Consider the following 15,685-nt stretch of genomic DNA (forward strand, 5'->3'; position numbering starts at 1 on the left):
TCGAGAACGGAGCGCAGGTGCCGTCCACCCCTCTGGCGATCCCCTACGACCCCGACGCGTGGATCCACGTCCCGCTCGACTACGAGGGCACCCCGTGGGAGAACGCGGAGGAATGGGCTGCGTGGATCGCCGAGAACGCGACGCGCGGCAGGGAGGGGGGTCCCGATCTCGCCCAGGCCGTGCGCGCCGAGGCATCCGAGATCGCCCGCTTCCCCGCGGCGCACGTGACCGCACGCTTCTGGCATTACCCCATCGACGGCGACCCCACCGGCATGGCCGACCTGTTCGTGCAGGAGCGGCAGGATGACGGTTCGCCGGCGGAGGATCTCCTGCCCGAGCCCGGATTCACACTCGTGGATCCGGTCATCGACGTGATCGACGCACCCGGGTTCGGTTCTGCGGTGCGCCGCTTGACCCTGAACGCCGTGCTCGCGGCGGAAGATGCCGATCCGGTCATGTTCCCGAAGGCCGAGTGGCTCGGGGTGACCGGGCGGTGGGTCGCCTACGTCGTCTCGGGCGACCATGACGTTGTCCAGCTGCGTGCTCGCCTCGACGACGCCGATGCGCTCTTCGCCGCCCTCCCCGCCGCGATCTCGGAGTCGGCCGGTGACTGATGTCACGAAGGAGGTCCGTCGTCGGATCGACGGGTGGCTGCGTGCCCGTCGCCCCGATGCAGACATGCGCGCCGATGCCGCCGTGCGCGAGGCATCCCGAATCGCGCTGTTCACCGCTGTTCCCGAGATGGAGCGCAGCCATGACACCGTCAGACGCGGCGACGCCCTCCGGGCGCCGGCTCGAGCAGCAGACAACGGCGGACGCGTCGCCACTCGCACGCATGAGGTGTTCTTCATCGTGGCGCTGGTCCTCGGACTCGTCGTTCCCGCCCTCGTCGCACTCTCGCCCCGCAGCGGTGACAGCGCGCTCTCGCTGGATGCGGGAACGCTTCCGGCCGGACTGTGCGCGCTGGCCACGCTGGGTCTGTTCGCCTGGCTCGAGCCCTACCGGCGGAGCATCGGCCTGTTCGGGCACGGCGCACCGCCGCGCCTGTATCTCGTCTACGGCATCGTGTGGCTCCTGCTGGTCGCATCGATCGTGCTGCTTCGCTGGGACGAAGTGGACGAACCGGGGTCCGTCATCGTCGGCCTGGTCATGATGGTGATCGCCGCCGCCGGAACGGTTCCGCTGTGGCTGCGTGCTCGTCGATCCGACCGGCCCGCGACTGCGCGTCCTGTGGCCGACGAGCCCGACATGACCGAGTGGTGGCGGGGAGCGGATGCCTCCCTGACGCCGCAGGAGCGCACCGACGTCGATCGCGCCTATCGCACCGCCATCGAGCGGCTCCGCGAGCAGTCTGTGATCAGCGCCGCCGAGGCCGACGCGGCTGTGCGGCGCGGGGCGAGAGAACAGTGGAAGAGGGCGGCGATCTGATGTCCCTGCGCGACGATCTGGGTGGCGGAAGAGCCGTCCCGACCCCGTACACGATCCTGTGCCCTCCCGGCTGGCGGCGCATCGCGCCCGAGGACCTGTGGGACGGACCCGCGAAGGAGGCCGCACTCGAGCGCCTCAAGGCCGCGGGCCGGGCCGACCTCGTGCTGCAGCTGCGGGGACTGCTCGCGCAGTACCGCCGGGCGGCGAAGGAGTCGAAGGTGTTCGAGGTGTACGTCCCGCCCTCGGTCGAGGACGAGGCTCCGCTTCCGGCCGTGCTGCAGGTGTCGCCGTTCGTGCTCCCCGCCACCACGTCCTGGGATGAGGCTCTCGCACGCCTGGCTCGGGGTGCGGCCGTGGAGCAGGCGGATTTCACGGAGACCCCGATGTGGGTCTGGCGACGCGACGGCAGAGTGGCCGACCAGGAGACCACCATCGCGTCCCGCGACTCCTACTTCATGGTGCCTGTGCCGGAGGACAGCCCCCGCCGCGCGCTGCTCTTCCAGCATTCCGTGCTCGTCCCGGGTGGCGAGGAGGGGCCGGCGGCGGCCGAGACGCTGGTGCTGCTCGGCGATGCCATCATGAGCACGATGCACTGGCGGACGGCGGCGGTGCGCGAGTCCTGACCCGCGTTTGCCCACCCCCCCGCGCGTCGCGTATCATTGACCGGGTGTGCGCTCACGCGCGCCGTCAACCGTGCCTCGGCGCGCCGACGGCCGAGCGGGCGCCGCATCTCAGGGAACGGCCTGCGAACAGGCCACCCCCACGGCATATCCACCACACAGGCTCGGCATCATCATGCCGCTCCGGTGGATGAATGTGAGCCCGCCGCGTCACGAATCGCAAGATCCGGATGCTGCGGGGGAGACACGAACGCTGTCACCGTGCAGCACCTGTGCGGAACCGAAGGAACCGCGCAGCACAACATAGGAGAGAACGTGCCAACCATTCAGCAGTTGGTTCGCAAGGGTCGCTCGCCCAAGGTCTCGAAGACCAAGGCGCCGGCGCTCAAGGCGAACCCGCAGCAGGCGGGTGTCTGCACCCGCGTGTACACGACCACGCCCAAGAAGCCGAACTCGGCGATGCGCAAGGTCGCCCGTGTCAAGCTCCGCAACGGCACCGAGGTCACCGCGTACATCCCCGGTGAGGGTCACAACCTGCAGGAGCACTCGCTCGTGCTCGTGCGTGGCGGTCGTGTGAAGGACCTTCCGGGTGTCCGCTACAAGATCGTTCGCGGCGCCCTGGACACCCAGGCCGTCAAGAACCGCAAGCAGGCCCGTAGCCGCTACGGCGCGAAGAAGGGTTGAGTTAGATGCCTCGTAAGGGACCCGCCCCGAAGCGCCCGGTCGTCAACGACCCGGTCTACGGCGCGCCGATCGTCAGCCAGCTCGTGAACAAGATCCTCGTCGACGGCAAGAAGTCGCTCGCCGAGTCGATCGTCTACACCGCCCTCAAGGGCGTCGAGGCGAAGAACGGCCAGGACGCCGTCGCGACCCTCAAGAAGGCGCTCGACAACGTGCGCCCGACCCTCGAGGTCAAGAGCCGCCGCGTCGGTGGCTCGACCTACCAGGTGCCGGTCGAGGTCAAGCCTCACCGCGCCAACACGCTCGCCCTGCGCTGGCTCGTGAGCTACGCCAAGGGTCGCCGTGAGAAGACGATGACCGAGCGCCTCCAGAACGAGATCCTGGATGCCTCGAACGGCCTCGGTGCCGCGGTGAAGCGCCGCGAAGACACCCACAAGATGGCCGAGTCGAACCGCGCCTTCGCGCACTACCGCTGGTAATCAGCTCTGTGTCGCCGGCCGGGGACGGGATCGGATAGCCGCGTCAGCGGCGTATCGAAACCTCCCGGCCGGCGCATCCCGAACACGTAAGGAAGACATCCCGTGGCACAAGAAGTGCTCACCGACCTCACCAAGGTCCGCAACATCGGCATCATGGCCCACATCGATGCCGGCAAGACGACGACGACCGAGCGCATCCTGTTCTACACGGGCGTCAACCACAAGATCGGCGAGACGCACGACGGCGCTGCCACCACCGACTGGATGGAGCAGGAGCAGGAGCGCGGCATCACGATCACGTCCGCCGCTGTGACGTGCTTCTGGGACAAGAACCAGATCAACATCATCGACACCCCCGGTCACGTGGACTTCACGGTCGAGGTGGAGCGCTCGCTCCGCGTCCTCGACGGTGCGGTCGCCGTCTTCGACGGCAAGGAGGGCGTCGAGCCCCAGTCCGAGACCGTGTGGCGTCAGGCCGACAAGTACGACGTTCCCCGCATCTGCTTCGTCAACAAGATGGACAAGCTCGGCGCCGACTTCTACTTCACGGTCGACACCATCGTCAACCGCCTCAAGGCCAAGCCGCTCGTGCTCCAGCTCCCCATCGGCGCGGAGAACGACTTCGTCGGCGTCATCGACCTCGTCGAGATGCGCGCTCTCGTCTGGCCCGGCGACGCCAAGGGCGACGTGACCATGGGCGCCAAGTACGAGATCCAGGAGATCCCCGCCGACCTCGCCGACAAGGCTGCCGAGTACCGCGAGAAGCTGCTCGAGACCGTCGCCGAGTCCGACGAGGCGCTGCTCGAGAAGTACTTCGGCGGTGAGGAGCTCACGGTCGCCGAGATCAAGGGCGCCATCCGCAAGCTCACGATCGCCTCGGAGCTCTACCCGGTCCTGTGCGGCTCGGCGTTCAAGAACCGCGGCGTGCAGCCGATGCTCGACGCCGTCGTGGACTACCTCCCGTCGCCGCTCGACGTGCCGGCCATCGAGGCGCACGACCCGAAGAACGAAGAGAACATCATCGAGCGTCACGCCGACCGTGACGAGCCGTTCGCGGCGCTCGCGTTCAAAATCGTGACGCACCCGTTCTTCGGTCGCCTCACCTACATCCGCGTCTACTCGGGTCACCTCGACTCGGGCTCGGCCGTGGTCAACTCGACCAAGTCCAAGAAGGAGCGCATCGGGAAGATCTTCCAGATGCACGCCAACAAGGAGAACCCGGTCGACTCGGTCACCGCGGGTCACATCTACGCCGTCATCGGCCTCAAGGACACCACGACGGGCGACACGCTCTCGGACGCGAACAACCAGGTCGTGCTCGAGTCGATGACGTTCCCCGAGCCGGTCATCGAGGTCGCGATCGAGCCCAAGACCAAGGCCGACCAGGAGAAGCTGGGTCTCGCGATCCAGAAGCTCGCAGAAGAGGACCCGACGTTCCGCGTGGAGCAGAACGCCGAGACCGGCCAGACCACGATCAAGGGCATGGGCGAGCTGCACCTCGACATCCTCGTGGACCGCATGAAGCGCGAGTTCAAGGTCGAGGCGAACGTCGGAAAGCCCCAGGTGGCCTACCGCGAGACGATCCGCAAGGCCGTCGAGAAGCACGACTACACCCACAAGAAGCAGACGGGTGGATCGGGTCAGTTCGCCAAGATCCAGTTCACGATCGAGCCTCTCGAGGTCACGGCCGACAAGACGTACGAGTTCGAGAACAAGGTCACCGGTGGCCGTATCCCGCGCGAGTACATCGGCCCCACCGACCTGGGCTTCCAGGACGCCATGAACGTCGGCGTGCTCGCCGGCTACCCCATGGTGGGTGTCAAGGCGATCCTGCTCGACGGTGCCTCGCACGACGTCGACTCGTCCGAGATGGCCTTCAAGATCGCCGGCTCGATGGGCTTCAAGGAGGCCGTCCGCCGCGCGAACCCGGTCATCCTCGAGCCGATCATGGCCGTCGAGGTGCGCACGCCCGAGGAGTACATGGGCGACGTCATCGGCGACCTGAACTCCCGTCGTGGCCAGATCCAGTCGATGGACGACGCCCAGGGCGTCAAGGTGGTGCGCGCGAACGTGCCGCTGTCCGAGATGTTCGGCTACATCGGCGACCTGCGTTCGAAGACCTCCGGCCGCGCCGTCTACTCCATGGAGTTCGACAGCTACGCCGAGGTCCCGCGCAACGTCATGGACGAGATCGTCCAGAAGACCAAGGGCGAGTAACCCTTACTCCGGGGTCGTTCGGTGACGAGCGGCCCCGGGGCACAACTTCACACAGAATCACCAGAACCGTCTCCACTAAGGTGGAGATATCCCCGTAGACGACCGGTCGCAAACCAGTGCCCGGAAGTTCTACACGACCGTCCTGAGGAGGACCCAGTGGCTAAGGCCAAGTTCGAGCGGACCAAGCCGCACGTGAACATCGGAACGATCGGTCACGTCGACCACGGCAAGACCACGCTCACCGCAGCGATCTCGAAGGTGCTCGCCGACAAGTACCCGTCGGCCACCAACGTGCAGCGTGACTTCGCGTCGATCGACTCGGCTCCCGAGGAGCGTCAGCGCGGTATCACGATCAACATCTCGCACGTCGAGTACGAGACCCCCAAGCGTCACTACGCTCACGTCGACGCCCCCGGTCACGCCGACTACATCAAGAACATGATCACCGGTGCTGCCCAGATGGACGGCGCGATCCTCGTGGTCGCCGCCACCGACGGCCCGATGGCTCAGACCCGCGAGCACGTTCTGCTCGCCAAGCAGGTCGGCGTGCCCTACCTGCTCGTCGCGCTCAACAAGGCCGACATGGTCGACGACGAGGAGATCCTGGAGCTCGTCGAGCTCGAGGTCCGCGAGCTGCTCTCGTCGCAGGACTTCGACGGCGACAACGCTCCGGTCGTGCGCGTCTCGGGCCTCAAGGCTCTCGAGGGCGACGCCGAGTGGACCGAGAAGATCGTCGAGCTCATGGAGGCCGTCGACTCGTCGATCCCCGACCCGGTGCGTGACAAGGACAAGCCGTTCCTCATGCCCATCGAGGACGTCTTCACCATCACCGGCCGTGGCACGGTCGTCACGGGCCGCGCCGAGCGCGGTACCCTCGCGATCAACTCCGAGGTCGAGATCGTCGGTCTGCGCCCGACCCAGAAGACGATCGTCACCGGTATCGAGATGTTCCACAAGCAGCTCGACGAGGCCTGGGCCGGCGAGAACTGTGGTCTGCTCCTCCGCGGCACCAAGCGTGACGACGTCGAGCGCGGCCAGGTCGTCGTGAAGCCCGGCTCGGTCACCCCGCACACCAACTTCGAGGGCACGGCGTACATCCTGTCCAAGGAGGAGGGCGGCCGTCACAACCCGTTCTTCACGAACTACCGTCCGCAGTTCTACTTCCGCACCACCGACGTCACCGGCGTCATCACGCTGCCCGAGGGCACCGAGATGGTCATGCCCGGCGACACCACCGACATGACGGTCGAGCTCATCCAGCCGATCGCCATGGAGGAGGGCCTCGGCTACGCCATCCGTGAGGGTGGCCGCACCGTCGGCGCCGGCACGGTCACGAAGATCCTCAAGTAAGGTCTTCGACTGAACTGAGCGGATGCCGCGGCATCCGTGACCGACAAGGGGTCGGGCCTTCGGGCCCGGCCCCTTCGTCGTGCCGTCTTCCGGTGGACGCACTCGGGCGGCGAGAATGGCCGGAAACGCCCACCCCGGGCACGTGAAGGAGCATGCGATGGGTATCGACGACCTGGTCAATCAGGGCAAGGACTTCCTCGAGCAGAACAAGGACAAGATCGACGACGTCATCACCTCCGACAAGGCGGAGGGCGTCAGCGACGACGTGCTCGACGCCGCCGCGGAGTTCGTCAAGAAGATCGCGCCGGATACCGTCGATCAGCACGTCGACGGCGTGCGCGACGGCATCGACAAGTCGATCGGCAACGAGTAGTCCTCGCCCCGTTCTCAGCGCGCAAGCGGCCCGGGTCTCGTGCCCGGGCCGCTTGCTGTGCCCGCCGTGTCGCGGGTCCGTGTGATGAGGGCCCTTGACGGGAGACGAACGCGGGCTTATCTTGCCCTTGGGAATGCGTGTCGACCGACTCCTGGGGAGTCAAGGACGACAGAGGGCCGACACGTGCTGGGAGGGGCTCCGACTTGGGGCACCCTACGTCGTTACGACAAGGGTGAAGTCAATGGATGTTCGTATTTTCGCGCGCGCTCAAAAAACTGGGGGACTGCGCCGAAGCATTCGGGAAGATCGCAATCAGGAGCGCCGTATCGCGCTTCAACAGCGCTGGCACGTAGGAGCTCTCGCGACTCTGGTCGCGGGAGCTCTCGTGTTCTCGGGCATATCGCCCGCGGTTGCGGAAGAGGGGGTGACACCCGAGACCACGACAGAGCAGACCACGACAGCCACGGAGCCCGAGGCTCCACCGGCAGAGGAGCCTGCGGCTCCCGCAGAGGAGGCTCCCGCGGAAGAGCCTGCGGCTCCCGTCCAGGAGACGCCCGTGCAAGAGCCTGCGGCGCCCGCCGAGGAGGCTCCTGCCGAGGAGCCGGCCGCTCCGGTCGAAGAGGCTCCCGCCGAGGAGACTCCCGGCAAGGGGTCGGCCTACCGCCAGACGGCTCCCGCCGACGAGGTGACGCTGCTCGCCGCGCCCTGTCTCTTGCAGGGCGGATTCGAGATCGACGGCAATTACCTGGCCAACGAGTGCGGTGGCCTCGACTGGAGCAACGTCGACTTCTCGTCGACGACCCAGGGTGGCACCTACCAGACCTCGAACAAGGACGACGACGACGACACGACGACCTGGACCAGTTCGGGAAGCACCCCGCCGAAGGGCGACTTCGAGCGCGTCTACTCGTACAGCACCACCGTCGGCTCGGAGTACTTCCTCCAGTTCGGCTGGGAGCGCGGACAGGAGGCCGGCACCGGCGGCTACCTCATCGAGGTGACGAACGCCGGTGCGCGCACGGCCGCCGACGGAACGCCGCAGCCGATCCGCACGAGTGGCGGCGCGGTTTTCGTCATCACCACGCAGGGTGGCGCCGCGCCGGTTCTCCGATACGTGTGCGTCTACACCAGCGCCACCAACTACCCCGGGACCTGCACCGAGTACGACGGCTCCGGCGGCTTCATCAGCGCAGTGAACGACACCGACCTCACGAACCCGTTCGATGAGACCGTCCTCGCGGGTGCCTTCTTCGAGATCGGGCTGAACGTCACGGAACTGACCGACGGCGTCGTCACCCCCGGCTGCCCGGCGGCCACCGATGCGACGGCCTACGTCCGCAGCTTCACCGGCAACATCGCCAGCACGCAGAAGAACCTGAAGGGATACGTCGCTCCCCTGGCGGTCGACCCACCCTCGACCTGTGGATCGCTGACCATCAAGAAGACGGACACCGCGGGCAACGGCCTGGCGGGAGCGACTTTCTCGGTCACGCCCAACCCCGTGACGGGAACCGGCAGCACGTCGGTTCAGACCGGCGCCGGCGGGCTCTTCGTGTTCTCGAACAACGTCAAGCCCGGTACTTACACGATCACCGAGACGGCGCCGCCGCCCGGTTACCTGCTCCCGGCCCAGCCGACGCAGCAGATCCAGATCGCGAGCAACCAGTCCGGCATGGTGACGTTCGTCGACCCGCTGGGCAGCGCGTCGTGGCTCAAGCACGACCGCGCGGGAGCACTGCTGGGCGGCGCGACGTTCCAGGTCACCGCGACCGGCGGCGCCGCTGCCGCCGCACCGTGGGACCTCGACTCTTCGCCGATCACGGTCGTCGACAACACCGGCCAGCCCGGGTACTCGGGCCGTGACAGCGACCCGACGGGTGGCGAGTTCACCGTCACGGGCCTCCCGACCGGAACGTACTCGGTCGTCGAGACCGCCGCGCCTTCCGGCTATGTGCTGGACCCGTCGTCGAAGTCGTTCACGATCTCGCAGCAGACGCCGAACGCGACCGTCGCGACAGCGTTCGTGAACACGCCCTACGCGACGGTGACCCTCACGAAGGTGTGGGTCAACTCGTTCACCGGCGACACCGCGCAGATCGCGATCGGCGGCGACGCGACGGCTCAGGGCACGTCGACGGCACCGACGAACGGTCCCGTGATCCAGGTGAGCGTGGCACCCGGTGCGTCGCTGAACCTCTCCGAGACGCTCGGCGGCGGCAACACCGGCGTGTACACCTCGACGCTCTCCTGCACGGGTGCAGCGGTGTCGAGCAACACGGGAACCGGCGGATCCATCGTGGTCCCGTCGTGGCCGGCATCCGCGAACGGTGTGCAGTGCACGTTCACGAACACCGCGGTCACCAAGACGGTCACGCTGCAGAAGAAGTGGATCGACGCGATCCAGGGTGACCAGGCTGCACTGACGGCCGGCACCGCGACGGCGACGTCGACCGCGAGCGGCGCGGCAGAGCAGCTCGACACCGTCAACAGGGCGGTGGCGACGGTCCGGGTGGGCGACTCGATCACCCTCTCCGAAGTGGTGACCGGTCAGGGCGTCTACGGCTCGACCTACAGCTGCACGACCGACCTCGAGGGCACCGGCCGCTCGTTCCAGCTCACCGTTCCGAACGAGAACGTGATCTGCACCTTCGAGAACACCGCGCAGCGGGCGAAGGTCACGCTGAAGAAGCAGTGGGTCAACGCGTTCGCGGGTGACACCGCCGACCTCGAGATCACCGGAGCCGAATCCGACTCCGCGACCTCGACGGCGACGGAGGGCGACAGCACGGACGAGGTGAACACGGCGTCTGTCGACGTGCGCATCGGCGACGAGGTATCGCTGTCGGAAGACCTCGGTGACGGCAACACGGGGGCCTACACGGCGACCTGGTCGTGCACCGACGGAACGTCCGGTGCGGGCGCCGACATCGGCGAGATCACGGTGGACGAGTCGATCACCTGCACGATCACCAATACGGCCAAGACCACCGAGATCGTGGTCAACAAGACGTGGGTGAACGCGTTCCAGGGCGACGAGGCCCACCTGACGATCAACGGCACCACCGAGACGTCGACGGCGACGGGGACGGCGAATCAGACCGACTCCGACGTCGTCGTCAAGACGGTGCGTGTGGGTGAGAGCGTCACGGTCTCCGAGATCCTGGACGACGAGAACCAGGGTGAGTACACCAGCACCTACTCGTGCGCACCGGTCGGCGGCTCGGGCAGCGGCCTGAGCACGACCTTCACGGCGCCGCTCGCGGGCGCGGAGTGCACCTTCACCAACACCGCGATCAAGGTCGGTGTCACACTCCAGAAGCGCTGGCTGGGTGCCATCGCCCTGGACACGGCGCTCCTCTCGATCCAGCCCGCGGGCGGGGTCGCGGCCACCAATACGTCCACGGCGGACGGCGTCAGCGTCAACCAGCTGGATGTCGTGAACGACGTCGAGATCGAGGTGCGCATCGGCGAGGTCCTGAGCTTCGGCGAGACGGTGAGCGGTCAGGGCGTCTACGCCTCGGCGTTCCTGTGCGACACCGGCCTCTCGGGCAACGGACGCAGCTTCCAGCTCACCGTCGAGGGGGAGACCACCTGTGTCTTCGCGAACCGGGCGCTCACGCGGGGAATCACGCTCGTGAAGACCTGGGTCAACGGCCAGGAAGGCGACACCGCCGATCTGGAGATCGAGGGCGGCGCGACGGGCTCGGGTCAGTCGACGTCCGACGGCTCGGTCGGGACGTTCACCGACCTCGACAACATCGTCACCGCGGACGCCCTCATCGGCGAAGAGGTGACGGTGAGCGAGGTCATCACGGTGCTGGAGGGCGAAGCATCCGACTACACGTCGACGCTCGTCTGCACCGCCGCGGATGACACCGTCGTCTTCAGCGACGACGGCCGCAGCGGCAGCTTCACGATGCCGGACCAGCCGGTCGACTGCGAGTTCGTCAACGAAGCCGAGCTTCCGACCATCGCACTCGACAAGGTCGTGGTCGTAGACGGGGCCGAGGTCGCCGAGGACAACTGGCAGCTCTTCGCGACCCCGGAGTCCGGCGATCCCGTGACGAACCCCGCCGGCGGCGACGTCGAGCCGACCGAGGTTCCCACGGGCGTGGGCTTCGACCTGACGGAGGACCTGATCGGCGAGTTCGCCGGGTCGGACGAGTTCGAAGCCGGCGAGTGGGCCTGTGTGTCCGACATCGACGGCATGGTCGAACTGTCGGACAGCGAGCCGGGTTCCGCTTCGCTCGGCGGTCTCGACAAGGGCGAGAACGTGGTCTGCATGATCGTGAACTCGCACGTCGATCAGGGCTACGAGTTCGACAAGTCGCTCGTCGACGCGGTGCAGAACGAAGATGGCACGTGGACGGTGACGTACGAGATCACGGTTCACAACAACAGTGCACTCGTCCCGATCGCGTACGACCTCAGCGACACCGTCGACGACCCGGAGGGTGTGACCATCCTCGGCGCGTCGTGGTCCGGTCCCACCTCGGGCGACTTCGGGGCTTCCCTCGCAGCGCAGCTGGCGGAGGATCGGATGCTGGCACCGTACGACGGCGCCAACGACGACGTCTACACCGTGGTCGTCGAGGCGGCCGTCGACTCCCTGCCGGAAGACGCCGAGGCGTGCTCCGAACAGGAGAGCGGAATCGGCATCCTGAACACCGCGATGCTCACGGTCGGAGACGACGAGCCCGTGGTGGATGACGCCTGCGGCACCGTGCACTTCGACGACGTCGGCATCGTCAAGACCGCGACCGACCTGCCCGAAGAGGGATCGGTGGAGCCGGGTGACGTGTTCACCTTCGAGCTCACCGTGACCAACAACGGGACGCGGGCTGCCGAGGACGTGCACGTGTTCGACGACTCGTTCAGCTTCGACCCGTACTTCGAGCGCATCGCGTTCCTGGCGGTGGACGTCGCACCCGACACGCTGACCGTCACCGACAACTCGGACCTGGGCGCCAACATCGTGGATCTCGTCATCGACGAGCTGGCACTCGGCGAAGTCGCCACGGTGTACGTCACCGTGGAGTTCCTCGAACCGCCTGACACCGGTGCGGTGGAACCGGACGAGCTGCCCGAGCCGATCGAGTCCTTCGACAACATCGCCTGCGTGGAGACCGAGCTCGACCCGACCGACGGGCCGAACGGTGACAACAACTGCGATGACGAGACCGTGCCGGCCCGCGACATGACGGCGGCGGTGTACACCACCTGCCTGAGCGACGCCGCGCTGCTCGGAGTGATCGTGAAGACGTCCGGCGAGCTCGAGGGCTCCGACGGCACGATCACGTGGATTCCGAACGACGGTGATGCCGAGACGGACCCGCCCCAGGTGCTGATCCCGTTCGACACCGCAGGCGGCACGTTCGAGGATGTCTTCGCCTGGCCAGGAGCCGATTGGACGCCGGCCGGCGTGGCGATCGACTACCCGGGCTGGCGCGCCATCGAGGCGGGCGACATCGTGCCCGGATCCAACCCGCGGCAGTACTACAACCCTGCTGACGGCACGATCATGACCCCGGAGCAGCAGGCGCTGTTCGTCTTCAACGGGCTCATCCTCGACCCGAGCGAGCTCGACTTCGACTGGCGCGGTACGACGACCATCACGATCGAGGTGAACCCCACCCTGGTGTTCGAGGCGGACTACCCGCCCGCGACTCCCGAGTGCTTCTCCGCTCGGCACACCGAGCTCGAGATCGAGAAGACGGCCAGTGCCGCGCAGGTCGATCGCGGCGGCTCGTTCACGTACGACATCGCGGTGGAGAACATCAGTGAGGATTCGGCTGCCGAGTCGGTCGTGGTGACCGACGTGATCCCGGCCGACATCCGGATCACGGATGTCTCGTGGCCCGGTGAGGGCGACGACGCGGTGTTCCCGAACTGGGAGTCCTGCGAGGTGACCGGACAGGATGCGGCCGGCTTCGGCGGAACCCTCGAGTGCGTGCTCTTCGGGCCGTTGCAGCCGCAGGGGACGGACGAGGGCGCCACGTCGGCGCCGACCATCACCCTCGCGGCCACCACGGACGCGACGTCGACGGTGACCACGATCGAGAACATCGCCGTGGTGGACTATCACACCTTCGGTGACCCGGATGACACGGGTCGGGACGTCGATGACGCGACAGTGACGCTGCCGACCGTCATCCTCCCCGAAGAGCCGGAGGAGCCGCTGCCGCCGACGGGTGGGGGAAACCCCTGGCCGCTGGCACTGCTCGGATTCCTCGCGCTCCTCGCCGGTGCGACCACCCTCGTGGTCGTCCGCCGTCGCCGGGGCGAGGTGAAGCCGACGCTCTGACCGTGAGAGAGGGCGGGTTGCCCCCAAGGCCCGCTCTCTCCCACCTCGCCCAGAAGGGCGAACCGAAACCCCCGCCTTCCCGGGGCGGGGGTTTCGGCGCACCGTTTTCCCGAAGCGGTGACACGCCGATCAGCCGTTCGAGTCGGGCATTTTGGGAAAGGTCCCCCGGGCCTGATACGGTGCATCCAAGACGGTTCGCCGTCCGCGGTCGTGCGACTGACCATCGCGCTGGGAGACCGCAGCATCTGTGGGTGCCGGGTCCGGCGTACTACGCCGAGTGGGAAGACGCGCTTCAGCGCGTTGCTGGGAAGACGGCTCCGAGAGGGGCTGTGAGCAGGACGGTGCGTTCGCGCACCGCTGGGAAGATCGGCGCGTTCTTCGACGCGCCGCTGGGGCGGCGCGGTCGCGCGCCGAGAACTTGGGGAAGGATTGCTGTGCTCAACGCGCGCAAGAACAAGAAGACGTTCAACGTCTTGGCGGCTGTCACGGTCGCCGCGTCGCTCATCGTCGCTCCGCTGGTGTCAGCCGGCGCGGCGGTCGCCGACGAGGGTCTCATCGGTGCCGTCGGGGTGATGGTTCCCGCAACGGCCGCGGCGAACTCGCCGAAGTACTGGGAGAACTACACCGATCACGACGCGACGTGCTACAGCCACGAGGGCAACTCGGCCCACGGCGCGCTGACCGACGGCGGGAAGACGGTTACGCTGAAGCCGTATCAGGAGTCGTGGCCGGGCGATCACTGGGAGCTGCTCGTCGTCAAGGCGGGGAACACGAACAATGTGATCGTCCACCCGCAGGCGGGCGTCGCCTACGCGTCTCCGCGCAACAACGGCGGCCAGCAGGCGACCGTGTCTCACTGGATCGTCTGCAAGGGCACGGCTCCCGTCACCCAGCCGACCGTCGTCACGCCGACGCTGGACGTGACGCTTCCGACGTGTCTCACGGCCGGCAGCGTGACGCGGAGCGAGAACGTCTCGTGGGCCTCGGTCGTGAATCCGGACGGCACCACCACGTGGACCGCATCGCCGCTCGCGGGGACGGTCTTCGCGGACGGCGTCAAGACGCAGTGGACGGTGCCCAGTCTCGACAAGCTGCCGTCGGACTCCGACGGCTGCCGTCCGACCGAGCCCGAGCCGGAGGTCAGCAGCACCGAGACCTCGACCTCTGACTGCACCAGCAAGACCGTCACCGTCACCACGGTCACGACGACGACGTCCTACGTGTGGAGCGAGGGCCAGTGGGTCAAGGCCACGCCCGAGGTCGTCACCACCACGGCCGAGCGCGCCATGACCGTCGACGAGAAGAAGGACTGCCCTCTCCCCGACACGGTGATCGAGACCTCTCCGTGGCAGGACGGCGAGTGGGAGTGCGGCGACACGCAGGTGACGCAGACGCGCACCATCACGACCAAGGTGTGGGGATACAACGAGCTCGGCGAACCGGCCGTGACGTCTTCGCTCGTGACGGAGGAGCAGACTCGCGACCTCACTCAGGCCGAGATCTCCGAGTGCCCGCTCGTGCCGGGCGAGATCCTCGCCAGCTGCATCGGTGACGTGCCCTACCTCGGGTACGCGGTGACGCTCCCCACCGGGTACATCGACGAGGACCCGAACCCGCTCACGATCACCTTCGTGAATCCGGACGGCGAGGACTACACGACCAGCGGCCACGCGCTGTCGGGCTCGGTGCTCTGGCCGGGCGCCTCGGCGACCGACCCGAAGATGTGGCCGGGCTGGGAGATCGTCGACGGCACCTACGTCAAGACCGGCGGCAACTTCGGGTGGACGCGCGAGGACATCACCATCCGCTTCCAGGTGAACCCCACCTTCGAGACGGTGGTGCATTACCCGGCGGCGAGCGCCCTGTGCGCCAATCCGCCGAAGCAGGCGATCAGCCCCGAGACGCCGGACGGGGAGACCCCGACGACGGGGACTCCCGGAACGCCGGCCTCCGACACCCCCGACGGCGGCGCCCCCCTCGCCGCGACCGGTGGTGGCGTGAGCCCCATCCTCCCGATCGCCGGTGGCGCAGCCATGATCCTCGGCATCGCCGCAGTGACCGTGGTCGCCTTCCAGCGCCGTCGGGCGACCTCCTAAGGGGTCGGCAGGAGGGGCCGGGATACTCCTCTCTCTCGAGAGCTTCCCCCCGAGCGTCCAGTGACAGGGGTGTCCCCAGGGCGGCCGCGCGCGAGCGCGGCCGCCCTTCTCCGTCTCGACTCGCCTGGGAAGCAGCC

General features: G+C 67.5%; 10 protein-coding genes. All 10 read left to right on the forward strand.

All coding sequences use genetic code 11. The features are described 5' to 3' along the window. The first annotated feature begins 17 nt into the window (after positions 1-17). A complete protein-coding gene (locus tag HF323_RS01095; RefSeq protein ID WP_169580734.1) occupies positions 18-614 on the forward strand; it encodes a hypothetical protein in 597 nt (198 codons plus the stop codon). Further along, positions 607-1,428, forward strand: coding sequence for a hypothetical protein (locus HF323_RS01100; RefSeq protein ID WP_169580735.1), 822 nt, complete (start codon positions 607-609; stop codon positions 1,426-1,428). Before HF323_RS01095 ends, HF323_RS01100 begins: the two co-directional genes overlap by 8 nt. Next, complete coding sequence (locus HF323_RS01105; protein WP_169580736.1) at positions 1,428-2,051, forward strand: hypothetical protein; 624 nt, start codon at positions 1,428-1,430, stop codon at positions 2,049-2,051. Before HF323_RS01100 ends, HF323_RS01105 begins: the two co-directional genes overlap by 1 nt. Before the next feature lie 312 nt (positions 2,052-2,363). After that, a complete protein-coding gene (rpsL, locus tag HF323_RS01110; RefSeq protein WP_018171438.1) occupies positions 2,364-2,732 on the forward strand; it encodes a 30S ribosomal protein S12 in 369 nt (122 codons plus the stop codon). 5 nt (positions 2,733-2,737) lie between these two features. Beyond that, the gene (gene rpsG, locus HF323_RS01115; protein WP_056117669.1) at positions 2,738-3,208 is read left to right on the forward strand and encodes a 30S ribosomal protein S7; all 471 of its coding nucleotides are present in this window, start codon (positions 2,738-2,740) and stop codon (positions 3,206-3,208) included. 102 nt (positions 3,209-3,310) lie between these two features. Then, positions 3,311-5,425, forward strand: a complete 2,115-nt coding sequence (fusA, locus tag HF323_RS01120; protein WP_169580737.1) for an elongation factor G — start codon at positions 3,311-3,313, stop codon at positions 5,423-5,425. A gap of 156 nt (positions 5,426-5,581) precedes the next feature. Next, the gene (gene tuf / locus HF323_RS01125) at positions 5,582-6,775 is read left to right on the forward strand and encodes an elongation factor Tu (protein ID WP_169580738.1); all 1,194 of its coding nucleotides are present in this window, start codon (positions 5,582-5,584) and stop codon (positions 6,773-6,775) included. Positions 6,776-6,932: 157 nt separating this feature from the next. Next, entirely contained in the window at positions 6,933-7,148 is a 216-nt protein-coding gene (locus HF323_RS01130) for a hypothetical protein (RefSeq protein WP_169580739.1), read from the forward strand. Between the two features lie 424 nt (positions 7,149-7,572). Further along, positions 7,573-13,452, forward strand: coding sequence for a SpaA isopeptide-forming pilin-related protein (locus tag HF323_RS01135; protein ID WP_169580740.1), 5,880 nt, complete (start codon positions 7,573-7,575; stop codon positions 13,450-13,452). 434 nt (positions 13,453-13,886) lie between these two features. Further along, positions 13,887-15,548 carry a hypothetical protein gene (locus HF323_RS01140; protein ID WP_169580741.1) on the forward strand — a complete coding sequence of 554 codons (1,662 nt, stop codon included), beginning with the start codon at positions 13,887-13,889 and terminating at the stop codon, positions 15,546-15,548. The last annotated feature ends 137 nt before the right edge of the window (positions 15,549-15,685 follow it).

Origin of the sequence: Microbacterium sp. MF43 (assembly GCF_012847295.1) — a bacterium.
GTDB lineage: Bacteria > Actinomycetota > Actinomycetes > Actinomycetales > Microbacteriaceae > Microbacterium.

Excerpts from the sequence above, each read along its gene's own strand:
- HF323_RS01130 (WP_169580739.1), top strand. The coding sequence starts at position 6,933 with ATGGGTATCGACGACCTGGTCAATCAGGGCAAGGACTTCCTCGAGCAG.
- HF323_RS01105 (WP_169580736.1), top strand. The coding sequence starts at position 1,428 with ATGTCCCTGCGCGACGATCTGGGTGGCGGAAGAGCCGTCCCGACCCCG.
- rpsG (WP_056117669.1), top strand. The coding sequence starts at position 2,738 with ATGCCTCGTAAGGGACCCGCCCCGAAGCGCCCGGTCGTCAACGACCCG.